The organism is Tabrizicola sp. (assembly GCF_016793705.1).
Classification (GTDB): domain Bacteria; phylum Pseudomonadota; class Alphaproteobacteria; order Rhodobacterales; family Rhodobacteraceae; genus Tabrizicola.
The window spans coordinates 17390-42650 of record NZ_JAEULO010000001.1 but is presented as its reverse complement, the minus strand read 5'-3'; the positions used below and the strand labels follow the sequence as shown (position 1 = coordinate 42650).

The 25261-nt window shown below is 66.7% G+C and carries 26 protein-coding genes and 1 pseudogene; 19 read left to right on the top strand and 8 right to left on the bottom strand.

Annotated elements, in window-relative coordinates; genetic code table 11:
- Positions 1-23 precede the first annotated feature (23 nt).
- Entirely contained in the window at positions 24-1205 is a 1182-nt protein-coding gene (locus tag JNJ68_RS00225; protein WP_294977597.1) for a hypothetical protein, read from the top strand.
- 82 nt (positions 1206-1287) lie between these two features.
- On the opposite strand, the gene JNJ68_RS00220 is transcribed toward JNJ68_RS00225, so the two are convergent.
- Positions 1288-2613, bottom strand: coding sequence for an aminotransferase class III-fold pyridoxal phosphate-dependent enzyme (locus tag JNJ68_RS00220; protein ID WP_294977595.1), 1326 nt, complete (start codon positions 2611-2613; stop codon positions 1288-1290).
- Between the two features lie 269 nt (positions 2614-2882).
- Here JNJ68_RS00220 and sucC point away from each other — a divergent pair, with 269 nt between their 5' ends.
- The 13 genes and pseudogenes from sucC (at position 2883) to lpdA (ending at position 15644) form a co-directional block, all read left to right on the top strand.
- Complete coding sequence (sucC, locus tag JNJ68_RS00215) at positions 2883-4076, top strand: ADP-forming succinate--CoA ligase subunit beta (RefSeq protein ID WP_294977593.1); 1194 nt, start codon at positions 2883-2885, stop codon at positions 4074-4076.
- Positions 4073-4648 carry a hypothetical protein gene (locus tag JNJ68_RS00210; RefSeq protein WP_294977592.1) on the top strand — a complete coding sequence of 192 codons (576 nt, stop codon included), beginning with the start codon at positions 4073-4075 and terminating at the stop codon, positions 4646-4648. The genes sucC and JNJ68_RS00210 overlap by 4 nt, the downstream gene beginning before the upstream one ends.
- 52 nt (positions 4649-4700) lie before the next feature.
- On the top strand, positions 4701-5585 hold the full coding sequence (gene sucD / locus JNJ68_RS00205; protein WP_294977590.1) for a succinate--CoA ligase subunit alpha: 885 nt from the start codon (positions 4701-4703) through the stop codon (positions 5583-5585).
- A gap of 3 nt (positions 5586-5588) precedes the next feature.
- Positions 5589-5954: a hypothetical protein gene (locus JNJ68_RS00200; protein ID WP_294977588.1), complete on the top strand. Its 366-nt coding sequence runs from the start codon at positions 5589-5591 to the stop codon at positions 5952-5954.
- A gap of 38 nt (positions 5955-5992) precedes the next feature.
- Complete coding sequence (locus JNJ68_RS00195) at positions 5993-7075, top strand: glycosyltransferase family 2 protein (protein WP_294977587.1); 1083 nt, start codon at positions 5993-5995, stop codon at positions 7073-7075.
- A gap of 49 nt (positions 7076-7124) precedes the next feature.
- On the top strand, positions 7125-10094 hold the full coding sequence (locus JNJ68_RS00190; RefSeq protein ID WP_294977586.1) for a 2-oxoglutarate dehydrogenase E1 component: 2970 nt from the start codon (positions 7125-7127) through the stop codon (positions 10092-10094).
- A gap of 12 nt (positions 10095-10106) precedes the next feature.
- Positions 10107-11381, top strand: a pseudogene (gene odhB / locus JNJ68_RS00185) (2-oxoglutarate dehydrogenase complex dihydrolipoyllysine-residue succinyltransferase); the annotation flags it as partial.
- Positions 11382-11459: 78 nt separating this feature from the next.
- The gene (locus JNJ68_RS00180; protein ID WP_294977584.1) at positions 11460-11867 is read left to right on the top strand and encodes a hypothetical protein; all 408 of its coding nucleotides are present in this window, start codon (positions 11460-11462) and stop codon (positions 11865-11867) included.
- A gap of 187 nt (positions 11868-12054) precedes the next feature.
- The gene (locus JNJ68_RS00175) at positions 12055-12294 is read left to right on the top strand and encodes a hypothetical protein (protein ID WP_294977582.1); all 240 of its coding nucleotides are present in this window, start codon (positions 12055-12057) and stop codon (positions 12292-12294) included.
- Between the two features lie 113 nt (positions 12295-12407).
- Positions 12408-12842: a hypothetical protein gene (locus JNJ68_RS00170; protein WP_294977580.1), complete on the top strand. Its 435-nt coding sequence runs from the start codon at positions 12408-12410 to the stop codon at positions 12840-12842.
- On the top strand, positions 12839-13780 hold the full coding sequence (locus JNJ68_RS00165; protein WP_294977579.1) for a glycosyltransferase family 2 protein: 942 nt from the start codon (positions 12839-12841) through the stop codon (positions 13778-13780). Before JNJ68_RS00170 ends, JNJ68_RS00165 begins: the two co-directional genes overlap by 4 nt.
- On the top strand, positions 13777-14172 hold the full coding sequence (locus tag JNJ68_RS00160; RefSeq protein ID WP_294977577.1) for an MAPEG family protein: 396 nt from the start codon (positions 13777-13779) through the stop codon (positions 14170-14172). The genes JNJ68_RS00165 and JNJ68_RS00160 overlap by 4 nt, the downstream gene beginning before the upstream one ends.
- An 83-nt stretch (positions 14173-14255) precedes the next feature.
- On the top strand, positions 14256-15644 hold the full coding sequence (gene lpdA, locus JNJ68_RS00155; RefSeq protein ID WP_294977576.1) for a dihydrolipoyl dehydrogenase: 1389 nt from the start codon (positions 14256-14258) through the stop codon (positions 15642-15644).
- Positions 15645-15723: 79 nt separating this feature from the next.
- Here the strand turns inward: lpdA and JNJ68_RS00150 are convergent, their stop codons facing one another.
- The 3 genes from JNJ68_RS00150 to JNJ68_RS00140 form a co-directional block, all read right to left on the bottom strand.
- On the bottom strand, positions 15724-16446 hold the full coding sequence (locus JNJ68_RS00150; protein ID WP_294977574.1) for a serine/threonine protein phosphatase: 723 nt from the start codon (positions 16444-16446) through the stop codon (positions 15724-15726).
- 195 nt (positions 16447-16641) lie between these two features.
- The gene (gene hemC / locus JNJ68_RS00145) at positions 16642-17580 is read right to left on the bottom strand and encodes a hydroxymethylbilane synthase (RefSeq protein ID WP_294977572.1); all 939 of its coding nucleotides are present in this window, start codon (positions 17578-17580) and stop codon (positions 16642-16644) included.
- Between the two features lie 66 nt (positions 17581-17646).
- Positions 17647-18366 carry a transporter substrate-binding domain-containing protein gene (locus JNJ68_RS00140; protein ID WP_294977571.1) on the bottom strand — a complete coding sequence of 240 codons (720 nt, stop codon included), beginning with the start codon at positions 18364-18366 and terminating at the stop codon, positions 17647-17649.
- A 105-nt stretch (positions 18367-18471) separates the two neighbouring features.
- Here JNJ68_RS00140 and hemE point away from each other — a divergent pair, with 105 nt between their 5' ends.
- From hemE to JNJ68_RS00120, 4 genes are all read left to right on the top strand, one after another.
- Positions 18472-19500 (top strand): uroporphyrinogen decarboxylase, encoded by a 1029-nt coding sequence (gene hemE, locus JNJ68_RS00135; protein ID WP_294977570.1) that lies wholly within the window; start codon positions 18472-18474, stop codon positions 19498-19500.
- A gap of 169 nt (positions 19501-19669) precedes the next feature.
- The gene (locus JNJ68_RS00130; protein ID WP_294977568.1) at positions 19670-20368 is read left to right on the top strand and encodes a DUF484 family protein; all 699 of its coding nucleotides are present in this window, start codon (positions 19670-19672) and stop codon (positions 20366-20368) included.
- On the top strand, positions 20356-21288 hold the full coding sequence (locus JNJ68_RS00125) for a tyrosine recombinase XerC (protein ID WP_294977566.1): 933 nt from the start codon (positions 20356-20358) through the stop codon (positions 21286-21288). Before JNJ68_RS00130 ends, JNJ68_RS00125 begins: the two co-directional genes overlap by 13 nt.
- A gap of 49 nt (positions 21289-21337) precedes the next feature.
- Positions 21338-22042 carry a CDP-alcohol phosphatidyltransferase family protein gene (locus JNJ68_RS00120; protein ID WP_294977564.1) on the top strand — a complete coding sequence of 235 codons (705 nt, stop codon included), beginning with the start codon at positions 21338-21340 and terminating at the stop codon, positions 22040-22042.
- Between the two features lie 55 nt (positions 22043-22097).
- Here the strand turns inward: JNJ68_RS00120 and JNJ68_RS00115 are convergent, their stop codons facing one another.
- The 4 genes from JNJ68_RS00115 to JNJ68_RS00100 form a co-directional block, all read right to left on the bottom strand.
- Positions 22098-22934 (bottom strand): DMT family transporter, encoded by an 837-nt coding sequence (locus JNJ68_RS00115; RefSeq protein ID WP_294977562.1) that lies wholly within the window; start codon positions 22932-22934, stop codon positions 22098-22100.
- A gap of 96 nt (positions 22935-23030) precedes the next feature.
- Complete coding sequence (locus tag JNJ68_RS00110; RefSeq protein ID WP_294977561.1) at positions 23031-23525, bottom strand: ABZJ_00895 family protein; 495 nt, start codon at positions 23523-23525, stop codon at positions 23031-23033.
- Between the two features lie 73 nt (positions 23526-23598).
- Positions 23599-24042: a methylated-DNA--[protein]-cysteine S-methyltransferase gene (locus JNJ68_RS00105; RefSeq protein ID WP_294977797.1), complete on the bottom strand. Its 444-nt coding sequence runs from the start codon at positions 24040-24042 to the stop codon at positions 23599-23601.
- Positions 24042-24917 carry a LysR family transcriptional regulator gene (locus JNJ68_RS00100; protein ID WP_294977559.1) on the bottom strand — a complete coding sequence of 292 codons (876 nt, stop codon included), beginning with the start codon at positions 24915-24917 and terminating at the stop codon, positions 24042-24044. The genes JNJ68_RS00105 and JNJ68_RS00100 overlap by 1 nt, the downstream gene beginning before the upstream one ends.
- A 99-nt stretch (positions 24918-25016) precedes the next feature.
- On the opposite strand from JNJ68_RS00100, the gene JNJ68_RS00095 reads away from it, so the two are divergent.
- Positions 25017-25232 (top strand): DUF1127 domain-containing protein, encoded by a 216-nt coding sequence (locus JNJ68_RS00095; protein ID WP_294977557.1) that lies wholly within the window; start codon positions 25017-25019, stop codon positions 25230-25232.
- Positions 25233-25261: the final 29 nt, after the last annotated feature.

Here is a 25261-nt window from a genome sequence, read left to right as displayed (position 1 = left end):
GTCCAAACAACCCGGAGACCCCCATGCGCAGCCTCGCCCTCGCCCTCCTTCTCGCCGCCCCCGCGACCGCCGAAACGATCTCCGAAGAAATCGCCCGCACCGGCCTCGGCCCCACCGAAGCCCGCCTCGCCGCCCTCCCCTCTCCCTCCAACGAAGACCTGTTCGCCCTCGCAGGCCTGCGCTTCCTCGGCGGCATCGAGCAGGCTCTGCAACTCCGCTGGCAGACCGGGGTCAAGGCCGACTGGTCCGAACTCCCCATCCTCCGACTTCCCATCCCGGAGAACCCGAACGCCATCCCCTTCCAGGCCGCCGACTTCACCGCCCTGATCAAGAACCTCGACGCCGACATGGACGCGTCACGCGAGGCGCTGACGAAACTCGGCGACAGGCCCTTCGCACTGCCGATCCGCGTCGCGGACCTCTGGTTCGACATCAATGCGAACGGCAGCCGCGAACCCGGCGAGGGGCTGGCCGAAGTCACCGGCATGGCGCTCGGCGGCGGGCGGATGTTCGGCGTGGCCGTCGAGGACCCGGTGATCACCTTCGACACTGCCGACGCCGCCTGGCTGTCGGCTTACACCCATTTCCTCTCCGGCTTCGCCTCCACGGCCCTCGCCTACGACCCCGAACCCGCGATCCAGCGCGTGCTGGACAGTTCCAATGCGATCTATGCCCTCTGGGGCGACACTCCGCCCCATAACGCGATGGACATGATGTTCGGTCGCCAGGTCGACCGTGTCGCAATGGTCCTGCACGCGCTCTCCAACACGCCCGACAAGACGCTGGCGCAGGACGCCTACACCCATTTCCTGGCGATGATCACCGAGAACCGCCGCTTCTGGTCCCTCGTCGCGCTGGAGACCGACACCACCGGCGAATGGGTGCCGAACGACAAGCAGGTTTCTGGCCTCGGCCTGACCATGCCCCCCGGCACCGGCGCGCGCTGGCAGGCCGTCCTTGCCGACGCCGAGAAGCTTCTGAAGGGCGAGGTCCTGATCCCGCACTGGCGCTTCGGGGCCGAGGCCGGGATCAACCTGAAGAAGGCCTTCGACAACCCGCCTCCGGTCGACCTGATCACCTGGATTCAGGGTGAAGGCCTCTTGCCCTATGCCGAGAAGGGACCGCAGATGAGCATGCAATCCTGGCGCGACTTCGAGGATTTCGTGCAGGGCGACGCGATGCTGTTCGCGGTGTTCCTGAACTGACCCACCAAGCGCCGATTTCTTCGAAGAAATCGGACCGGAGCCCTCAAAGGCTCCCGTCTGGACTTTTCGAAAACTTCGGCGCTCAGCCCAACCCCGCCAGCACTGTCTCCAGCGTCGCGACCAGCTTGTCGGCGATCTCGTCCAACTCCCCGTCCGTCGCGTTGAATGGGGGCGCGAGGATCACCGTATCCCCCGCCGCCCCGTCCACATGCCCGCCGGAGGGATAGCAGATCAGCCCGCGTCGCAGACCTTCCGCCCGGATGCGCCCGTTCACGCCCAGCGCGGCCGCGAAGGGCGCCTTCGTCTCCGGGTCCGCCACCAGTTCCACCCCGATGAAATAGCCCCGGCCCCGCACATCGCCCACCTGCGGCAGATGCGCCATCCGCGCCCGCAGGTCCGACCGCCAGCGCGGACCCTTGTCGCGGATGCGGGCCAGCAGCCCCTCTTCCGCGACGATCTTTTGCACCGCCACCCCGGCGGCCAGACAGGCCGTGTGCCCGGTATAGGTATGCCCGGTCAGCGGCCCGCCGTGGCCCGCCGCCATCACCTCCGCGATCTCCTGCGTGTAGACCGCTGCCCCCAAAGGCAGATACCCCCCCGAAAGCGACTTCGCCACGGTGATGATGTCCGCCGCGATCCCATCCTCTTCCGAGGCCCGCCAGACCCCGGTCCGGCCCGATCCGCACATCACCTCGTCGCAGATCACCAGCACGCCGTGGCGGCGGCAGACCTCGGCCACGGCCTTCGCATAACCCTCGGGTGCAGGCAAAGCCCCGCCCGCCGCGCCGACCACCGGCTCGAAGATGAACCCGGCCACCGTCTCCGGCCCGAGCCGCAGGATTTCCGCCTCCAGCTCCGCCGCCAGATGCGCGACCAGCCCGGCCTGCGTCACACCCTCCGGCAGCCGGTAGGCATTCGCCGCACTCACTCGCCCGACCGCAGGCAAGGCCCCGGCAAAGGCGCGCTGGCGGTCCTCGAAGCCCGACAGCGCCGTCGCCATCAGTGTGTTGCCATGCCATGACCGCTTGCGCGCGATGAACTTCACCCGCTTCGGATCACCCTTGTCGAAATGATACTGCAACGCGATCTTCACCGCGCTTTCCACAGCCTCGGACCCGCTGGTCGTATAGACCATGTCGGCCAGCCCGGTAGCCTTGCAGATGATCTCGCTCATCTCCTCCAGGGGATCGGTGGTGAACAGATAGCGGTAGCCATAGGCCACCTGCTCCATCTGCCGGGCCACCGCCGCGTTCACCCGCGCATCGCCATGGCCGATGGAGAACACCGCCGGGCCGCCCGACCCGTCGATATACTGTCGCCCGTCCGCATCCCACAGATACACCCCCCGCCCGTAGCTGATCTTCGGCAGGGTTCCTTGGGTGATGTCGTTGGCGCTTGGGCGCGGCATGTCGGGCCTCCTTCTCTTCCGGCCACAGCCTTCGCAAGCGCCCCGGAGCTTGTCAATCGCGCCACGCGTCCGGTGATTCGCATCCTGATCTGGCGTTACCGCCACCATGTGATCACGATTTTCCGCCGTGTGATCACACGCTTCGCAACCGTGATCACATAGATCATTTTCCCGGCATTTCGCCCGCATTTCAGCCATTTGCCGTTTGGAACCGCAGCCAACCCGTGCCAGAACGCCCCTGACCAATCCCGGCCGCGAAGGGGCGCTCCATGAACATCCACGAATACCAGGCGAAAGAGCTTCTGCGCAGCTACGGCATCCCGGTCTCGGACGGCCGCGTTGTGCTGAAGGCCGAGGATGCCAAGACCGCCGCCGGCGAGCTTGACGGGCCGCTCTGGGTGGTGAAGTCGCAAATCCATGCCGGCGGGCGTGGCAAGGGCCATTTCAAGGAACCCGAGGCCGGGGAGAAGGGCGGCGTCCGCCTGGCCCGCAGCGTCGGCGAGGCCGCCGAATTCGCCCGGCAGATGCTGGGCCGCACGCTTGTCACCATCCAGACCGGGCCTGCGGGCAAGCAGGTCAACCGCATCTACATCGAGGACGGCTCGGACATCGAGAAGGAATTCTACCTCGCCTTCCTGATCGACCGGCAAACCTCGCGCATCTCCATCGTCGCCTCCACCGAGGGCGGCATGTCGATCGAGGACGTGGCGCATGACACGCCCGAGAAGATCCACACCTTCACCATCGACCCCGCCACCGGGTTGCAGGACTTCCACGGCCGCCGCGTCGCCTTTGCCCTCGGCCTCACCGGCGGGCAGGTCAAGCAATGCGTGGGGATCGTGAAAAAGCTCTACCAGCTGTTCCTAGACAAGGACATGGACATGCTGGAGATCAACCCCTTCTGCGTCCTCAAGGACGGCAGCCTCAAGCTCCTCGACGCCAAGATGGGCTTCGACGGCAACGCCATCTACCGCCACCCCGACATCGCCGCGCTCCGCGACGAGACCGAGGAGGATCCGAAGGAACTCGCCGCGTCGAAGTTCGACCTGAACTACATCGCGCTGGACGGTGAGATCGGCTGCATGGTGAACGGCGCAGGGTTGGCGATGGCCACGATGGACATCATCAAGCTTTACGGCGCCGAACCCGCCAACTTCCTTGACGTCGGCGGTGGCGCCACCAAGGAAAAGGTGACCGAGGCCTTCAAGATCATCACCAGTGACCCGAACGTGAAGGGCATCCTGGTCAACATCTTCGGCGGCATCATGCGCTGCGACATCATCGCCGAGGGCGTGATCGCCGCGGTGAAGGAAGTCGGCCTCAAGGTCCCGCTGGTGGTGCGGCTGGAGGGGACGAACGTGGAGCTGGGCAAGGACATCATCCGCAAGTCCGGCCTGAACGTCATTGCGGCGGACGACCTGAAGGACGGGGCCGAGAAGATCGTCAAGGCGGTGCGGGGATGAAGCGAACCATTTACCTCGTCTTGGCCTTGGCTGGATGTGTCGCGGACGCTTCTGCAACTTCACCCGACAGTCGTTCCTACGTAAAATACCTGAACGCGTTCGCATCTGTGTGTTTGGCGGAAGACTTGACGGAAAACAAAGCAAAGGCTGCTGCCCGCGCAAGCGGAGTCAGTTTTGACGGCATGTTTGGATATAAGACGAACGATGCTGTATCGACTGGCATCATATTGACCGGATATAGAGCCGGAGGTTTTGATCGGGACAAGGCATACACGTCCTACACGTGCGCTGCTCGCTTTCGTGGGACATGGGCGGACGAGATTTTCCCGGATGTTCAAGAAAAGCTTGCGTCGGCTGGCTTTGCTTCCATCTCGCGCTTCAACCGTAAGGCTTATTCACCTGCACAAGCCTATGATGGCGGGGAAATAGTCACCATAGCGGGAGGAGTGTCCCGCGGCGGCAAATCTTTCGCGGTAAGCATCACTCAGTCGCCACCTGGTTCTGACACCAGTGCGAGGACCTCATATATCTCCAATACGACGATAACAATCTCATCGGCTCCCGCCAATTGATTTCGCATTGTGTCGCTCACTGAAACTGACAAAACAGATCGGAAGGCAGAAGATGTCCGTCCTCGTCAACAAATCCACCCGCGTCATCTGCCAGGGCTTCACCGGCTCGCAGGGCACTTTCCACTCCGAACAGGCCATCGCCTACGGGACGCAAATGGTCGGCGGTGTGACCCCCGGCAAGGGCGGGACCGAGCACCTCGGCCTCCCCGTCTTCGACTCGGTCCATGACGCCGTCGCGAAAACCGGCGCCGATGCGACGGCGATCTACGTCCCCCCACCCTTCGCCGCCGACTCGATCCTCGAGGCCATCGACGCCGAGATCCCGCTGATCGTCTGCATCACCGAAGGCATCCCGGTCCTCGACATGATGAAGGTCAAGCGCGCGCTCATCAACTCGAAGTCGCGGCTGATCGGCCCGAACTGTCCCGGCGTGCTGACCCCCGGCGAATGCAAGATCGGCATCATGCCGGGCTCGATCTTCTCCAAAGGCTCGGTCGGTGTTGTCTCGCGCTCGGGCACACTTACCTATGAAGCTGTGAAACAGACCACCGACGTGGGCCTTGGCCAGACCACCGCCGTCGGCATCGGCGGCGACCCGATCAAGGGCACCGAACATATCGACGTGCTGGAGATGTTCCTGGCCGACCCGGATACCCACTCCATCATCATGATCGGCGAGATCGGCGGCAGCGCCGAGGAAGACGCCGCCCAGTTCCTTGCTGACGAGAAGAAGAAGGGCCGCTGGAAGCCCACCGCCGGTTTCATCGCCGGCCGCACCGCCCCCCCCGGCCGCCGGATGGGCCACGCCGGCGCCATCGTCGCGGGCGGCAAGGGCGATGCGGGAAGCAAAATCGAGGCGATGAAACGCGCCGGGATCGTGGTGGCCGACAGCCCGGCGGGCCTGGGCGAGGCGGTGCTGAAGGCGATCAAGGGGTAGTCGATGCCAAAATTGCTGCCAATGGATGGCACGGTGCGGCGACGCTTGGGGCTGATCATCCCTGTGGCTCTGGCGCTCCATGCAGCACCTGGGTCAGCTCAGCAGAGTGAGAGCATCGAGCCGACCACCGGCTTACCATGGCGCGTCATCTACGAGATCAGGACCGAGCCGTACAACGGAAGCAACAGGCACCGCATTGAATATTATGAGAACCGCGTTGAAGTCGCCGATCTGAACGCGGCGGCGGACCGGATTTGCGCGCACAACGATCCAGCCCGCAGGGCCGTCATATCGCTCCAGCAACAAAGGGACCGCAGCAGCAGCCAGCGGTACCTTTTCACCCGTTACTTGTATGTGAGCTGCCAGTAATGAGAGAGGGCCGCACAGTCGCTAATCCGTCAGACTCGGTGCCTCTCAACGCGGCCGCTTTGACCTGGGCGCTCTGCACGCCGACGCTGAACCGGGTCGACGTGCTCCTTCTTGCGCTTGGCTGCGCGCTTGCCCAGACGCGGCCCCCGTCCGAGATCATCATCGTCGACGCGGGCGATGGCTGGGAGGCTGACCGCGCCCGCGTCGAAGCCCTCCTGGCGGGCCACCCGGCGGTACGCCTTGCCTATCTGCATTCGCCGGTCCGATCGATCACCCACCAGCGCAACCTGGCGACGCAGGCGGCGACGGCGGATATCCTGTTCTGCCTCGACGACGACACGCTGATGTTCCCCGACTGCGCCGAGACGATCCTTCAGGTCTACGAGGCCGACAGCGCCGGGGCCATCGCCGGGGTGACGGCGAACAACGATCCTGTCTCGCCCCTGGCCGCCCCGCAGATCGAGCGCAAGCTCTCCGGCATCCAGGACAAGGCCAAGCGCAGCGGCACCCGCAACCGGATCACCCGCTGGATCTGGCGCGAGATCTTCCTCATGGACACGCTGCGGCTTTTCGTGCCCTACGATTCCCGCCGCCAGACCACCTCCGCCGAAGATGTCGCCCGGCTGGGCCAGCCCGACCTCTATCCCGCGCTGACGATGATCGGCTTTGCGATGACCGTGCGGCGCAGCGTCGCGCTGGCCGAACCCTTCGATCCCTGGCTCCTGTCCTACTCCCCCTGCGAGGACACCGACGCCACCTACCGCTTTTCGCGGCATGGCCTGCTGGTCCTGGCCGGGAAGGCGCGGCTGCACCACTATGAGGTCGCTGCCGCCCGGCTTAACCGCCATCGCGTCGCGGCGCTGTTCCTTCTGAACGTGGCCTTCTTCACCCGGCAGCATTCCGACGACCTGCCGCGCCACCGGCGGCGCTATTTCTCGCTGGCCCGGCGCCGGATTCTGGCCGAGGCCCTGAAGGACGGACTTGGCCTGCGCTTCCGCTTTCCGCAGGTGCGCGGCACGGTTTACGCCCTGCGCCGCGCCCCCGCGATCTTCGATCATTCCGACACCCGGCTGGGCGAGGACTACCAGGCCATGCAGCGCGAGGTGCTGACATGGTCCTGACCTCCCCAACCCCGCCATTCACCTTCCTCCCCGTTCGAAAGGGCTACCGATGACCGATCAATCCCCGAACGCCCAGCTCCACGCCGCCTCGTTCCTCGACGGCGCGAATGCCGACTACGTCGACCAGCTTCAGGCCCGTTACGCCACCGATCCCAATTCGGTCGACGCCGCCTGGGCCGAGTTCTTCCGCGCCCTCGGCGACAGCGAGCTTGACGCCAAGCGCGCCGCCGCCGGGCCGTCCTGGGCCCGCGCCGACTGGCCGCTGCTGCCCGCCGACGACCTCACCGCCGCGCTGACCGGCGAATGGGCCGCCCCGCCCCCGGCACGCGAGGCGAAGGCTGCGGGCGAGAAGATCGTCGCCAAGGCCGCCGAGGCGGGCGTCACCCTCTCCAACGACCAGATCCAGCGCGCTGTCCTCGACTCGATCCGCGCCCTGATGATCATCCGCGCCTACCGCATCCGCGGCCACCTCGCCGCCGATCTAGACCCGCTGGGGATGACCGACCGCGGCAACCACCCCGAGCTTGACCCGGCCTCCTATGGCTTCACCGAAGCCGACATGGACCGCCCGATCTTCATCGACAACGTCCTTGGCCTCACCCATGCCTCGATGCGCGAGATCATCGACATCCTGAAGCGCACCTACTGCGGCACCTTCGCGCTGCAATACATGCACATCTCCGACCCCGAACAGGCCTCGTGGCTGAAGGAGCGGATCGAAGGCTACGGCAAGGAGATCGCCTTCACCCGCGAGGGCCGCAAGGCGATCCTGAACAAGCTGGTCGAGGCCGAGGGCTACGAGAAGTTCCTCCATGTCAAATACATGGGCACCAAGCGCTTCGGCCTTGACGGTGGCGAAAGCCTGATCCCGGCGATGGAGCAGATCATCAAGCGCGGCGGGGCGCTTGGGGTCAAGGAAGTGATCATCGGGATGCCGCACCGGGGCCGGTTGTCCGTGCTGGCCAATGTGATGATGAAACCCTATCGGGCGATCTTCCACGAATTCCAGGGCGGCTCCTACAAGCCCGAGGACGTGGATGGCTCCGGCGACGTTAAGTATCACCTCGGCGCCTCGTCGGACCGTGAGTTCGACGGCAACAAGGTTCACCTCTCGCTCACCGCCAACCCCTCGCACCTGGAAGCGGTGAACCCGGTGGTGCTGGGCAAGGTCCGCGCCAAGCAGGACCAGATGAACGACGCTGCCGAGCGGACGGCGGTCCTGCCGATCCTCCTGCACGGCGACGCGGCCTTTGCCGGTCAGGGCGTGGTGGCGGAATGTCTGCAACTGTCGGGGATCAAGGGCCACCGGACGGGGGGCTGCATCCACATCATCGTCAACAACCAGATCGGCTTCACCACCGCCCCGGCCTTCAGCCGCTCCTCGCCCTATCCGACCGACATCGCGCTGATGGTCGAGGCGCCGATCTTCCACGTCAACGGCGACGACCCCGAGGCCGTGGTCCATGCCGCCAAGGTGGCGACCGAGTTCCGCCAGAAGTTCCACAAGGACGTGGTCATCGATATCTTCTGCTATCGCCGCTTCGGTCACAACGAAGGCGACGAGCCGATGTTCACCAACCCGGCGATGTACAACCGCATCCGCAAGCAGAAGACGACGCTGCAACTTTACACCGACCGGCTGGTCGCCGACGGGCTGATCCCGGAAGGCGAGATCGAGGACATGAAGGCCGCCTTCCAGGCCCGGCTCAACGAGGAATTCGAGGCTGGCAAGGCCTTCCTGCCGAACAAGGCCGACTGGCTGGATGGCCGCTGGAAGAACCTCCAGACCAAGGACCTGAACAACTACCAGCGCGGCGAGACCTGGATCAAGGCCGAGACGCTGGCCGAGATCGGCGCCGCGCTGACCCGGGTGCCGGAAGGCTTCGAGATCCACAAGACCGTCGCCCGCCAGCTGGAAGCGAAGAAAGAGATGTTCGCCACCGGCAAGGGCTTCGACTGGGCTACGGCCGAGGCGCTGGCCTTCGGCTCGCTGGAGCTGGAGGGCTTTGCCGTCCGCCTGTCCGGGCAGGACTGCACCCGCGGCACGTTCAGCCAGCGCCATTCCGGCTGGGTCGACCAGGTGACCGAGGAACGCTACTACCCGCTGAACCACATCCGCCCCGGCCAGGCGCGGTATGAGGTCATCGACTCGATGCTGTCGGAATACGCGGTCCTCGGCTTCGAATACGGCTACAGCCTTGCCGAACCGAACGCGCTGACCCTCTGGGAAGCGCAGTTCGGCGACTTCGCCAATGGCGCGCAGATCATGATCGACCAGTTCATCAACTCGGGCGAAAGCAAGTGGCTGCGGATGTCGGGCCTCGTCATGCTGCTGCCGCATGGCTATGAGGGTCAGGGGCCGGAGCATTCCTCGGCCCGCCTCGAACGCTTCCTGCAGCTCTCGGCCGAGGACAACTGGATCGTCGCCAACTGCTCGACGCCCGCCAACTACTTCCACATCCTGCGCCGCCAGCTGCATCGGACCTATAGGAAGCCGCTGGTGCTGATGACGCCGAAGTCGCTGCTGCGCCATCCGATGTGCATCAGCCGGGCCGAGGATTTCACCGACGGCTCGACCTTCCACCGCGTGCTCTGGGACGATGCGCAGAAAGGCAACTCGACGCTGAAGCTGAAACCCGACGACAAGATCAGGCGCGTCGTCCTCTGTTCCGGCAAGGTCTACTACGATCTCCTCGCCGAACGCGATGCGCAGGGGCTGGAGGACACCTACCTCCTCCGCGTGGAACAGCTTTACCCGCTGCCCACCATCTCGCTTTCGCAGGAGCTTGCGCGCTTCCCGAAGGCCGAATTCGTCTGGTGCCAGGAGGAACCCAAGAACCAGGGCGCCTGGCTGTTCATTGAACCGGACATGGAGGCGATCCTGACCAAACTGCGCGGCAAGACCACCCGCATGTCCTACGCCGGACGCAACGCCAGCGCGTCGCCCGCCACGGGCCTCGCCTCCCGCCACAAATACGAACAGCAAACCCTCGTCGCCCAGGCCCTTGGCCTCAAGTGACCCTCGAAGACCGGAGACTGCGAAATGACTGACGTGATGGTGCCCGCCCTTGGCGAATCCGTGTCCGAGGCCACCGTATCGACCTGGTTCAAGAAACCGGGCGACGCGGTGAAGCAGGACGAGATGCTGTGCGAACTGGAAACCGACAAGGTCTCGGTCGAGGTGCCCAGCCCCGTGTCGGGCGTCCTGGCCGAAATCCTCGCGCCGGAAGGCACCACCGTCGCCGCCAATGCCCGCCTCGCCATCGTGACCGAGGGTGCGGCGGCGACCAAGACCGACCCCGCGGCCCAGAAGCCGAAGACCGAGGACCCGAAGATCGAGGCTGCCGCCGCCATCGGCTCGCCCGGCGCGGGGCATGAGGAAGTCACCCCGCGCGCCGACGTGGAGAACGCGCCCTCCGCCAAGAAGGCCCTGGCCGAAGCCGGGCTTTCCGCCGACGCCGTCAAGGGCACCGGGCGCGATGGCCGGGTGATGAAGGAAGACGTCGCCCGAACCGTCGCCGGGGCCGCCGGGGCGCAAGCAGCCGCCGCCACCCCCGCGCCCGCCCCCGCCGCCGTCCCCCGCGCGCCGATCCCGGCCGAGGACGCCGCACGGGAAGAGCGCGTCAAGATGACCCGCCTGCGCGCCACCATCGCCCGCCGGCTCAAGGACGCACAGAACACCGCCGCCATGCTGACCACCTACAACGAGGTGGACATGAAGGCGATCATGGACCTGCGCAACGAATACAAGGACGCCTTCGAGAAGAAGCACGGCGTGAAACTCGGCTTCATGTCCTTCTTCGTGAAGGCCTGCTGCCACGCCCTGAAGGAAGTCCCCGAGGTCAACGCCGAGATCGACGGCGGCGACGTGGTCTACAAGAACTACGTCCACATGGGCGTGGCGGTCGGGACGCCGAGCGGCCTCGTCGTCCCGGTGGTGCGCGACGCCGACCAGATGAGCTTCGCCGCCATCGAGAAGAAGATCGCCGAACTGGGCCTCCGCGCCCGCGACGGGAAGCTGAGCATGGCCGAGATGCAGGGGGGCAGCTTCACCATCTCGAACGGCGGCGTCTATGGCTCGCTGATGTCCAGCCCCATCCTCAACCCCCCGCAGTCCGGCATCCTCGGCATGCACAAGATCCAGGACCGGCCCGTGGTGGTCGGCGGCCAGATCGTCATCCGCCCGATGATGTACCTGGCGCTGAGCTACGACCACCGGATCGTCGATGGGAAAGGGGCGGTGACGTTCCTGGTGCGGGTCAAGGAGGCGCTGGAGGACCCGAGACGGTTGTTGATGGATTTGTGAGGGGAGTCGGGGCACGCCCCGACCTACGGTGATGCGTAGGGCGGGGCGTGCCCCGCCGTAAAACTCGGGAGTGACGTTATGTGGTTTGGGGCCGAGAATGGCTGGGGATTTGCAACCTTCATATTGGTTGCTGCTTTAGCATTTTATGTCCAACGGATCGACCAGCGCGTCCGCCTCATCAAGATGCAACAGCACCGCCTTTCTCTGACGTTTCTGAACATCGAGAATGAGCTGAGCGCAATTCAGGATAGCGTTTATATCTTGGGAACCGCTCACGGTGGCGAAACCGAAGAGATGATCAAAGGTATCCGCGCAAGACGACGTAAGATATTTCGCCATACGGTAGAAAGTCTGCCAAACGTCGCACATATCCTCCGCGGATTAGAATTCCCAGACTTCGATGAAGATCCCGCTTTCTGGAACGGTGATCTCGCAAAACGCTTGGGACTTGTTGACCCAGAAGACTCTGAAACAAGCGAACCGTAGGGTGCGTTTCAGCGCACCATCCGCCGGTGCGCTGAAACGCACCCTACACCACCGCAACCCGGCCTCCCGAACCCCAGATGCCCCACCCCGCACCCACCGCCACCGCCAAAGCGCCTCCCCTCCCCCTCGTGGGGAGGGGATGGGGGTGGGGGGCACCCGGCACCCCACCCAAACAAGGAGACCCCAAATGACCCAACTTCTGATCCAGACCTCCGCCCCCGACTACGCCGCCTGGAAATCCGCCTTCGACGCCGAGGCCGAGAACATCGCCGCCGCCAGCCTCAACACCCTGCAAATCTGGAAGGGCGACGCCAACACCATCCTCGTCCTCTTCGAAGTCGCCAACCGCAAGAACGCCCAGGCCTGGCTCGACAAGCAATCCGCCTTCGGGCGAGGCTACCAGGCGCAGTTCCTGGAAACGGCATGACCCATCCTGCCCCCACCGCTGCGACAAGCGCCTCCCCTCCCCCTCGTGGGGAGGGGCCGGGGGTGGGGGGCCGTCCGCTCTCAGCATCCCGCCCCGAGCCGGGTCCTCGCCCAGTGCCAAAGGTCCCGGGTCAAGCCCGGGGCGGGGCCATCATCGCCCTCCTCGCTACCCTCCTGACAACCCCCGCCGCAGCCCAGGTCATCCCCACCGGCTCCCCCGCCGCCGATATACTGCTCTCGCAAGCCATCGCCGAGCATCGCGTCTTCCTGACCTGCTCCGCCCTCGACCCCCTCACCCACCGGCAAATCCTGACCAACTGGCAGAAGGACACCGCCGCCGCCGTGGCGATCCTCACCACCCACAACGTCCCGCCCGAAGCCATCACCGCCTTCACAACCGCCGCCGACCCTAAGGCCCTGATGCCCGCCGAAGACACCCCCTGGGCCGAAGTGAAGGGCCTCTGCGACACCCATCCCGACTGGCAGAAGACCTACTACGAATTCAACCTCACCATCCTGGAGCTGAAGCTCCCCGAGGTCTTCCCGTGACCCGCGTCGCCCTCATGTCCTGCATGCGGAACGAAGGCATCCATGTCCTCGAATGGCTCGCCTACCACCGGGTCATCGGCTTCGGCCCCGTGGTCATCTGCTCGAACGACTGCATCGACGGCTCCGACCACCTGCTCGATACCCTCGCCAACCACGGCCAGATCGACCACCTCCCGAACCCGCTCACCCCCGGCACCCCGCCGCAGGCCAGCGGCATCGCCCGCGCGCTGGCGCATCTCAAGGACAGCCCCGCCGACTGGCTCGCCCATCTCGACAGCGACGAATTCCTGAATATCGCCCCCGGAGCCGCCCCGGTGCAGGAGCTTGTCGCCCGCGCAGGCGATGCGCACACCATCGCGCTGCCCTGGCGCTTCTTCGGCGACAGCGGCCACGCCGACTGGCCGGGCGAGACGCTCCCCGCCTTCACCGCCTGCGAAGCGGCCCCCGACCCGGCCACAGTCAAGTTCAAGTCGCTCTTCCGCCACCGCGCCTTCGCCTCGGCCTCCGACCACATGCCGACCGCCCCCCGGATCGAGGCCCCCCTTGCCGTCAACGCCGCAGGCGAACCCCTCTCCTCTGCCGTCCTGCACGGCCCGCCCCGCGCCCGCTATCACCCCGTGGAAACCGCCCTCCGCGGCGGCGCCGTGGTCAACCACTACGCCACCCGCTCCACCGACGTCTTCCTTCTGAAGGCCGAGCGCGGTCGCGGCATGGGCCCGCCCTTCGACAAATATCGCCCCGGCTCGAAATGGCACCGCCTCACCAACCGGAACGAAGGTCAGGACCGCACCATCCTCCGCCGCTGGCCCGAGGTTGCCGCCGAGCTCGCCCGCCTCCGCGCCCTCCCCGGTGTCACCGCAGCCGAAACCGCCTGCCGCGCCTGGTTCGCCGCCAGCCGCATCGCCTCGATCCACCGGACCAAGGGAACCGCCGCATGACCCCGGAACTCACCGCCCTTGCCCTCGCGGGCCTCCTGCAAGCCGTGCAATTCGCGCTCTTTGCGATCCCGGCCAATGTCGAGCTGGGCACCGGCTACACCTCCAGCCCTCGCGACTATCCGCCCTCCCGGCAACTTTCCCTCCTCACCGCCCGCATGCAACGCGCGCTGAACAACCATTTCGAGGGGCTGATCCTCTTCACCCTCGCCGTCGTCGTCGTGACCCTCGGCAACCAGTCGACCGCCGTAACCCAGTATGCCGCCTGGACCTACCTCGCCGCCCGCGTGCTCTACATCCCCGCCTATGCCCTCGGCTGGCGCCCTTGGCGCTCGGCGATCTGGGCGGTAGGCTTCTTCGCAACCCTGACGATGATCGTGGCCGCCCTGATCTGACCCTTTCATCTTTGCCCGAATATCCTGCGGGGTCCGGGGGTGCAAAGCCCCCGGTTTCCCGGCCAAACCAAAGGACCGACCAAATGGCAGATTTCGACACCATCATCATCGGCGCCGGCCCCGGCGGCTATGTCGCCGCGATCCGCGCCGCGCAGCTTGGCCAGAAGGTCGCCTGCGTCGAGGGACGCGAGACGCTGGGCGGCACCTGCCTGAACGTCGGCTGCATCCCCTCGAAGGCGCTCCTCCACGCCACGCATCTGCTGCATGAAACCCATGAAAACTTCGAGAAGATGGGCCTGATGGGTGCCCATCCCAAGGTGGATTGGCAAAAGATGCAGGCCTACAAGGCCGACGTCGTCTCCGGCAACACGAAGGGAATCGAGTTCCTGTTCAAGAAGAACAAGGTCACCTGGCTGAAAGGCTGGGCGACCATCCCTGCCCCCGGTCAGGTCAAGGTCGGCGACGAAACCCATACCGCGAAGAACGTCGTCATCGCCACCGGCTCCGAATCTTCCTCGCTTCCCGGCGTGACGGTGGATGAGGAAACCGTCGTCACCTCCACCGGCGCGCTTACCCTGGCCAAGCCGCCGAAGACCATGGTCGTGATCGGCGCGGGCGTGATCGGCCTGGAGATGGGCTCGGTCTACGCCCGTCTCGGCACCGAAGTCACGGTGGTGGAGTATCTGGATGCGATCACCCCCGGCATGGATGCCGAGGTCGCCAAGAGCTTCCAGCGCATCCTCGCGAAGCAGGGTCTGAAATTCGTGCTCGGGGCCGCCGTGCAGTCGGTGACGAAGGGCAAGAAAGGCGCGACGGTCACGTACAAGCTGAAGAAGAACGACAGCGAGGCCTCGATCGACGCCGACATCGTCCTCGTCGCCACCGGCCGCAAGCCCTACACGGCAGGCCTCGGCCTCGAAGCCCTGGGGGTAGAGATGGGCCCGCGCGGCACCATCAAGACCGACGCCCACTTCCAGACCAACATCCCCGGCCTCTACGCCATCGGCGACGCCATCGCCGGGCCGATGCTGGCCCACAAGGCGGAAGACGAAGGCATGGCTGTGGCCGAAATCCTGTCCGGCAAGCATGGCCATGTGAACTACAACGTCATCCCCGGCGTGATCTACACCACACCCGAGGTCGCCAATGTCGGGAAGACCGAGGAGCAGCTGAAAGAGGAAGGCCGCGCCTACAAGGTCGGCAAGTTCCCCTTCATGGGCAACGCCCGCGCCAAGGCGGTCTTCCAGGCCGAAGGCTTCGTCAAGCTGATCGCCGACAAGGAAACCGACCGCATCCTCGGCTGCCATATCATCGGCCCGGCCGCAGGCGACCTGATCCACGAGATCTGCGTCGCGATGGAATTCGGCGCCAGCGCGCAGGACCTTGCCCTCACCTGCCACGCCCATCCGACCTGGTCGGAAGCCGTGCGCGAAGCTGCGCTCGCCTGCGGCGACGGCGCGATCCACGCCTGACAAAGCCGCTCGTCGTTGATTGCGTAACCTCCTCGCCGAATCCCGCGAGGAAGGACGACGTCACCGACGAGCAGACCGCCTACCGCCGCAACCGCCCCAAAGTCAGCCCCACCGCCTGCAACTCCCGGCTTCCCGGCCGCAGCGCCGACAGCCCCGTCGCCAGCCATCCCACCGGCGCCAGCCACCCCGCCAGCCGCCGGACCGAGGCCATCGCCCCCTCCGGCGCAGAAACCGCATAGGCCGCCAGCGCCGCATCCAGCCAGCGCGGATCACCGGGCCAGGCCGTGAAGGCCGTCTGCGCGAACATCACCACATCCGCCGCCTGCCAGAACCCGGCCCGCCGCGCCCGGCGGAACCGCTCCAGGTCGATGAACCGCGCCTCCCGTCCGTCCCAGCAGACATCCCGCACAGCGGGGCGGCCATGTGCCATCCCGGCCCAGTGCAGCCGTCCAAGGGCCCTGCCCGCAGCGGCGAAGGCGCGCAGTCGGCCTGCCTCGTCGACGTCCGACTGCCGTACCACTGTTGGAAGGGTCGGCCCGGCATCCGGCATCAGCACCCAATCCGGCCCCTCCGCCGTCACTTCCGCCACCGGCACCCCTGCCGCCGCCACCGCGCGCAGCCCCTCCCGTTCTGCCGCGAAGGCACGCGCGGGGTCGCCCTTCTGCAACCGCAGTCGCCCCGACAGCCGCTCCACCCGTTTCAGCCAGAACCGACGCCCGTCCGGTAGCACGACCGCCCGCACCCGCTGAGGCGGCTCGGCCAGGGCCGTGGTCAAAGCCTGGTCCAGTTCAGGGTCGGTCAAGCATCGGCCTCCAAAGCTGTACCGCGCAGCAGCCGGTCATGCGCCCGCCGCCAGAACACTCCACCCAGGACCCATTTGCTCTTCTCAAAATACTCCCGCCGGAGGCATGCACCCTCTCCGCCTGCGTGGCCCGCGACCGAAGCGCGCCTCCCCTCCGCCTCCGTGGGGAGGGGATGGGGGTGGGGGGCACCCGGCTCAGCCGAAGAACCCCGGCCCCGCGCGCTCCAGCAGCTCCTCCGCCAGCGCCCGCCCGATCTCCGCGCCCTCGCCCACCGGCCCCCGCCGCTCGCCCGCCACCGATTCCGAGCCATCCGGCCGCAGGATTTCCCCCCGCAGCCACAGTTCGTCCCCCTCGATCACCGCCAGCCCGGCAATCGGCGTCTGGCACGACCCGTCGAGCCGCAACAGGAAGCTCCGCTCCGCCGCCAGCCGCAAGCCCGTCTCCCGGTCATGCACCGCTGCCAGCAGCGCCGCCACCCGACCATCCGCAACCCGCCGCTCCACCCCGATGGCCCCCTGCGCCACCGCCGGCAGCATCTCCTCCGGCGCGATGGCCCCGCGCGCCACCGACAGCATCCCCAGCCGCGTCAACCCCGCCATGGCAAGGAAAGTAGCCTCGGCCACCCCCTCCTCCAGCTTTCGCATCCGCGTCTGCACATTGCCCCGGAACTCCACCAGCTTCAGGTCCGGCCGCCTTAGCGCCAGCTGCGCCCGCCGCCGCAAGGACGACGACCCGACAACCGCGCCCTCCGGCAACTCCGCAATCGACCCGTAGCGCGGCGAGACGAAAGCATCGCGCACATCCGCCCGTTTCAGATAGCAGTCCAGCACCAGCCCCTCGGGCTGCAAGGTCGGCATGTCCTTCATCGAATGCACCGCGATGTCGATGCCGCCGTCTAGGAGAGCTTCCTCGATCTCGCGGGTGAAAAGCCCTTTCCCCCCGATCTCGCGCAGGGCCTTGTCCTGCACCTGGTCGCCCAGGACCTTGATCACCACCACCTCGAAAGCCGCTTCCGGCAGGTCGAAGGCCGTCATCAGGCAGCGCCGCACCTCTTGCGCCTGCCAGAGCGCAAGCGGCGAGCCGCGGGTGCCGATCTTCAGGGGCCGGTCGGGGGTGGGAAGGTCGTGGGTCATGTCCCTTCCCTATCCGGACCCGCCGGTCCTGACAACCATACCGGGGGCGACAGATCGCCCCGCGCCTCAGCCCGCCCCCGGCCCGCCCAACAGCCGGTCGACCTCGACCGTGCCAAAGCCGTGCCGCGCCATCATCCGCCGGTGCTCTACGCTGCCGAGATAGCCCGCCAGCGCCCCATTCACCGCATCGCAAAGCGCGTCCTCCCCCAACGCGAAGGCGAAGGCCCCGAAGGCAGGGGCCGCTTCGCCCACAGGGGCCTCAACCGCTTCCAGCGCCGCCTCAGGGTTCTGCGTCAGGAACCCGGCATGGGCGCGCCAGACGCTTGCATAGGCATCCGCCTTGCCCGAAGCCACCGCCGCAGCGGCCTCGGCATAGGTCCCGAACACCAGGATCCGCCCCTCCGCCACCCCCAGGTCCAGCGCCGAGCGGTGCTGCACCTGATCGCGGATGACCGCCAGCACCGCCCCCGCCCCGGCGACCGAAGCATAGCCGGACAGCCCCAGCGGATTGCCGCGCCGAACCAGCAGCCCGTCCACCAACGCCCAGATCGGTCGGCTGAAGAGCGCCAGCTTCTGCCGGTCCTCGGTCACGAAAAGCCCGGTGGTCATCTGCCACCGCCCCCCGGCCAACCCCGGCAGCAGTTCGGCGAAGCTGGCCTCGACCGGCGCGAAACCCAGGCCCAGCCGCCCCGCCACCAGCTCCGCCAGTTCCACGTCGCAGCCCCGCACCACACCCCCAGCTTCACGAAAGCAGAACGGCGGCTCGCTCAGCCAGGCGAATTTCATCGGCGGGTTTCCAGTCATGACGGGGGGTGCGACAGTCCGGTCGGCCGCACAAGCTTGACACCCCGGACCCGCGCGGGCAAGGCAGACCGAAACCGGAGACAGCCGATGACCAAGACGATCCTGCGCGCGTTGAAGGGCGAGGTCCTGCCCACGCCCCCGATCTGGATGATGCGCCAGGCGGGCCGCTACCTGCCGGAATATCGCGAGACGCGGGCGAAGGCGGGCGATTTCCTGACACTCTGCTACACGCCGGACCTCGCCGCCGAAGTCACCTTGCAACCGATCCGCCGCTACGGCTTCGACGCGGCCATCCTCTTCGCCGACATCCTGCTGCTGCCCCAGGCCCTCGGCCCGAAGCTGTGGTTCGAGACCGGCGAGGGGCCCCGGATGGAGACCACCGACACCCCCGGCCAGGTTGCCAACCTCAAGCCCGTCGAAGCGATCCACGACACCCTCGGCCCGGTCTACGAAACCGTCCGCATCCTGTCCCGCGAACTGCCCCGGGAAACTACCCTCATCGGTTTCGCCGGCGCCCCCTGGACCGTCGCCACCTACATGATCGCCGGGCGCGGCACCCCCGACCAGGCCGCCGCCCACGGACTGAAAGCCCACGACCGCCCGACCTTCCAGGCCCTGATCGACCGCATCACCGAGGCGACCATCGAATACCTCTCCGCGCAAATCGAGGCCGGGGCCGAGGTGGTAAAGCTCTTCGACAGCTGGGCGGGAAGCCTCAAAGGCCAGGACTTCCGCGATTTCGCCGAAGCTCCTGCCGCGACCATCATCGCCGCGTTGAAAGCCCGCCACCCCGGCATCCCCGTCATCGCCTTCCCGCGCGAGGCCGGGCAGGGTTACATCGGCTTCGCCCACCGCACCGGTGCCGATTGCGTCGCCATCGACAATTCCGTCAGCCCGGAATGGGCCGCCGCCAACGTCCAGGTCGACGGCTGCGTCCAGGGCAACCTGGCGCCAGAGCACATGGTCACGGGCGGCCAGGCTCTCATCGCCGCCACCCGCCATGTGGTGAAGGCCTTCTCGAACGGCCCGCACATCTTCAACCTCGGCCACGGGATCACGCCGGATGCCCACCCCGACCACGTGCAACTGATGATCGACACGATCCGGGGGACGTGAACCCGCGCGCCGGGGCGCGTCTCGCCCGCATCACGCGCGCCCTGCACCTGGATCGCCCCACTGTTGCATCCCTGCCCGTCCGCCTCTCCGTCTTGTCGCAACCCTGTCGCCAAGGCGTTTGCCGGTCGCCTATACTCTCCGAAATCCGACCCGGGACTGGCCTGCCAAAATGATCGAACCCGACCTGCGCGACCGCATCCTTGCCCAGCCCGAGCGGCTGCTGGAAGACCGCGACGTGATGAATGCCCTTGTCGCCGCCAACGAACGCGCCATGGGGGCGAACATCGTCGACCTGCGTGGCATCGCCATGCAGCGGCTGGAGACCCGTCTCGACCGGCTGGAGGATACCCACCGCTCCGTCATTGCGGCGGCCTATGAGAACCTCGCAGGCACCAACCAGGTCCACCGCGCGATCCTGCAACTCCTTGAACCAACGAACTTCGAGGCCTTCATGAAGGCGCTCACGAACGAGGTTGCACAGACCCTTCGCGTCGACATGGTGCGCCTGGTGCTGGAAACGCTGAACGAGGATGGCAGCAGCGACCCCACCCTCCGCCGCCTTGGCGAGGTGCTCCAGGTCGCGCCGGCGGGCTTTGTCGGGAACTACCTGACCAACGGCCGCAACGGCCCTGGTCGGCCCGTCGTCCTGCGCTCGATCACCGGACTCGCCGCCACCCTTTACGGCCCCCGCGCCGAGGAGTTCCAGTCCGAGGCGCTGATGAGGCTCGACCTCGGCCCGAACCGCCTGCCCGCCGTGCTGGTCTTTGCCTCCGAAGATCCCAACCAGTTCAAGTCCACCCATGGCACCGACCTCCTCGCCTTCTTCGCCGGCGTCTTCGAACGGACGATGCGCCGGTGGCTGGGCTGAGCGATCCCTTCCTCGCGCCCGCGCTCGGGGCGGCGCTTTCCCAATGGCTTCAGCAGCTTGCGGCCCTGGAGGGTGCGGCGGAGAATACTGTCGAGGCCTACCGCCGCGATGTTGCACGCTACCTGAAATTCCTTTCCGCCCATCGCGGCGGAGCCGAGGGTCTGGCCGCCGTCGCCCGCACCACGCAGTCCGATCTCCGCGCCTGGATGGCGGCTGAACGCACCCACATCTCGCCCCGCTCCCTCGCCCGGGCCCTTTCCGCCGTCAAGGGCTTCACCGCCTGGGCCGCCGACCGGACGAAGACCGACGCCACCACTGTCCTTTCCGCCCGCGGCCCGAAGCACCGACGGAAGCTGCCCCGCCCCCTCAGCGAAGACGCCGCCGCCGCCATGCTGGACGACATCGGCAGCGACTCCCGCGAGGACTGGATCACCGCCCGCGACACCGCCATCGCCACGCTTCTTTACGGACTCGGCCTCCGCATCTCCGAAGCGCTCTCGCTCACCGGGGCCGACCATCCCCTCCCGCCCACGCTGCGCATCACCGGCAAGGGCGGCAAGACCCGCCTGGTGCCCGTCCTGCCCGCCGCCGCTGACGCCGTCGCCGCCTATGTCGCTAGCTGCCCCTTCGATCTTGCCCCTTCCGACCCCCTCTTCCGCGGCGCGCGCGGCGGCCCGGTCAATCCCCGCCTGATCCAGTCGGCCATGGAGCGCGCCCGCCTGCGCCTCGGCCTGCCGGCCACCGCCACACCACACGCGCTGCGCCACAGCTTCGCCACCCACCTCCTCTCGGCCGGTGGCGACCTTCGCGCGATCCAGGAGCTTCTGGGCCACGCCTCGCTGTCGACGACCCAAGCCTACACCGCCGTCGATGCGGCCCGGCTGATGGAGGTCTACGAAAAAGCCCATCCCCGCGCCTGAACGCGGGCAAACTGTTGCGCCCGACCGCGTTATCCGCCATCACATTCCCATGAACCCCCGCCTTAAAGCCCTCTCCGTCCATCTCCTCACCGCCTCCGGCGCCGTCCTGTCGATGTTCGCCATGCTGGCCGCGGTCGAGGGGAAATGGAGCCTGATGTTCCTCTGGCTTGTGGTCGCGCTGATTGTCGACGGAGTCGACGGCCCGCTGGCCCGCCGTTTCGACGTGCGAAAGAACTGGCCCACCTACGACGGCGTGTTGATGGACCTGATCGTCGACTACCTCACCTACGTCTTCATCCCGGCGTTCGCACTGTTCAAATCCGGCCTCCTGCCCGGCTGGACCGGCTGGCTGGCGATCATCGTGATCTGCTACGGTTCTGTCGTCTATTTCGCCGATACCCGCATGAAGACCAAGGACAAGAGCTTCGCGGGCTTCCCGGCCTGCTGGAACATGGTGGTGCTGGTCCTTTTCGCGACCGAACCAAGCCAGACGGTGATCCTGCTGATCGTGATCCTTTTGACCATCACGATGTTCACCAACCTCAAGTTCATCCATCCGGTGCGGACAAGCCGCTGGTATGAACTCTCGCTCGGCGTGATCATCCTCTGGATCGCGCTGGCCGGCTGGGCCGCCTGGTGGGATTTCAACGAGGGACCCGTCGCCAAATGGCTGCTGGTCCTGACCTCACTCTACCTCGCGCTCGCAGGGATCGCGCAGCAGATGGTCCCCGAGGGCATCCGGCGGGTGAAGTGACCAAAATCCTTAAGCAAGGATTTTGACAAGTTTCTTGCTCAAGAAACTTGGGCTCTCACAGCCGTGTCAGCATCACCCCTGCGACAATGATCACCGAGGCCAGCGCCTTCTCGCCCGTCATCCGCTCGCCGAAGACCAGCCAGCCGATCAATACCGCAAACAGGATCGAGGTCTCGCGCAGCGCCGCCACCACCGCGATCGGCGCGAAGGTCATCGCCCAGATCGACACCGCATAGGCGCCATAGCTGGCCGCCGAGGCGAAGGCACCCATCGGCCAGGCGCGCCAGTTGCGCGGGATCACGTCGATGCCACGCAGCGCCAGCATGCCCAGGGTAAAAATCGTCCCGTCCGCCACGAAGACCCAGGCGACATAGGCCGCGGGCGAGCCGGAAACCCGAGCGCCCATCCCGTCGATCAGCGTATAGGTCGCCGTCGCGCAGGCCGAGCCGATGGCGAAGGGCAGAAGCCGCCGGTCCTCGCCGGACGCGAAAACCCCCCGCGCCATCAGCAGGATTCCCGCCGCCAGCACCGCGATGGCGATGTATTCGCGGCCCGTCACCGCATCGGCCAGGAAGACCGCCCCGAACAGGGCCACGATCATCGGCGCCGCCCCGCGGGCGATGGGATAGACTCGGCTCAGATCGCCCCGGTCATAGGCATAGGTCAGGAAGAACTTGTAGGCGAAATGCGTGCAGCCCGCAGCGATCACCCAGGGAATGGCCGCCGGGTTGATCGCCTTCGACACCATCACCACCGCCAGCCCGATCGGCACCTCGACAATGGACAGGATCACCATCCCGCCGACCTTCGAGGTCCCCAGCTTGATCAGCGCATTCCAGAGCGCATGGAGAAAGGCCGCCGCAAGGACCGCCAGGAAGATGCCAAAGCTCAAGACGCACCTGTCATGGGACTGTCACGCAAAGGCGTAAGCCCCCGGCTCAATGCGCGCAAGCGGGCCGATAAGTCCAGTGGACCGCGACTGATAGGGTCAGCTGTTCTTCGCGGCGTCCTTCGCCATCCGCTTCAGCATTCCCTTGGCCCCGGCACCCGCACCGAAGTGGATCACGGCCCAGCCGATCAGAAGGCCGATGCCGAAGATGACCGGTAGCCAGGGTCTGATGTCTGCCGCCATGGTGGGGTCGCCGGTCATGACCAGCGCCAGCATATCCGTCGAGAACGGCACCCCGTACCAGGCGAACATCGCGGCGATGGTTGCCAGAGACAGCGCAATGGAAATCGCCACGCCCGTCAGTGAGAAGCGCAGCTGCTCGCCGCCCGCGAAGGCGCGGCCCGTGGCCTTGGCAAAGCTCTGGCCGCCGGTCATGGCCGCCACCATCGCGATGATCAGGCCAAAGCTCGACGGCATGTCGAAATCGGGAAAAGTCTGGCCGATGCCGTACAGGACGGCCTGCCCGGCCACGAGGACCCCTGTGAAGATCAAGAGCGGGCGCACAAGGCCCCCGGCAACGGCTTCGGTCGTCATCGAATGCACTCCTTGAAAATGGTGCCGCCAAGTCTGCGCCCGTCCAGCCGTTCAGGCAAGTCCGGTGTTCCGCCTAGATCAGCAACGCCCCTTCGTGCCGGAGAAGCGCCGCCTTCGTCTCCACCCCGCCCGGCGCCGAGAAGCCGCCGAACCAATCGGTCCCCATGACCCGATGGCAGGGAATCAGGATCGGCAGCGGGTTCGCTCCGCAAGCCTGCCCCACCGCCTGCGGCGCGGCCCCCACCAGTTTCGCGATCTGGCCATAGGTCCGCGTCTCGCCGTAAGGGATGTCCGCCATCGCCCGCCGGACGCTGGCGTTCAGCCCCGCGCCCCAGTCCATCGGCAGGTCGAACCGCTTCAGCCGCCCCGCGAAATAGGCCGCCAGCTGCGCAAGACCCTCGTCCAGAAGCGCCGTTTGCCCCGTGACCCCCGGCAGCCGCCATTCCAGCCCGACCAGCACGCCCTCGCGCTCCACCAGCGCCACCGGCCCGAAGGGGCCCACCAGCCCCGCGCGGATCACGCCGCAGCCCCCCGGCCAAGCGGCGCGAAGGCCGCCCGCAGCACCTCGGCCATCCCCTCCACCGCCGGAGAGGTCCCGCGCGGGTTCCGCCGCAGGACCACCCGTGCGTTGTCGACCATCGGAAAGCCGTCCTCCGCCGTCAGTTCCCGACACCCCGCCGGGATCGTGCTGCGTGAGAGCGGCGCGATCGCCATCCCGTTCATCACCGCCACCCGGAACCCCCCCGCCATGTCGCAGGACCATGCCGCGCGCCAGTCGATCCCCTGCCGGTCCAGCGAATGCTCGGCATAATCCCGGCTCCACTGCGAGCGGAAGTACACCGCCACCGGCACCGGGCGGCGCAGGTGCTGGGCATGGGTCAGCGACGTGACCCAGACCGTCGGGTCGATGCACAACACCTCGCCCTCCTGCACATAGGACCAGTCGTAGATCACGCCTATGTCGATCTCGTCCGCCTCCAGCGCCGCGATCTGCGCGCTGGAATGGTCCACCCGGACCGAGACCTGCACCCCCTCGTGTCGCTCGTCGAAGGCGGCCAGCGCCCGGGGCAGCACCGTGCCGGAATATTCGTCCGAAATCCCCACCCGGACCGGACCGACCAGCGGCTTCTCCCGCAGGGCGATCGCCGCCTCGTGCAAGAGCGCCACCACCCGGCGGGCATAGGGCACCAGCTGCTCCCCCCGGGGCGTCAGCACCACCCCCCGCGCCTGGCGTTCGAACAGGGGTTGCCCCAGACTTTCCTCCAGCCGTTTCACCTGAAGGCTGACCGCCGACTGCGTCCGGTGCAGCCGCCCCGCCGCCGCCGTGACCGACCCGTTGTCCGCCACCGCGAGGAAACTGCGCATCAGGTCACTGTCCAGCGGCTGCATCATCTACCCATGAGTGAAGCTTATGTTACCTATCAAACCTATTCGTTTGTGAAATGTCAAACCGGGGCTTATCTCTGGGTCTCAAGCACAAGGAGACCCATCATGTTCGCCCGCCTCTTCGCCCTTTCGCAGCTGCGCCGCTCGACCGCGTTCCTGCTGGAACGCGAGGACGATCACTTGCTGGACGACATCGGTCTCACCCGCGCCGAGCTTCAGGCCATGCGCCGGGGCGAAAGCCTCACCGACGCCCAGGCCAAAGCGCTGCGCTACCATTCGACGCCGACGCCCCGCGGTCTCCCCGTAGGCGTCTCGGCCTGACTCTTCGCCGGGGGTTAGCCACCCTCGGC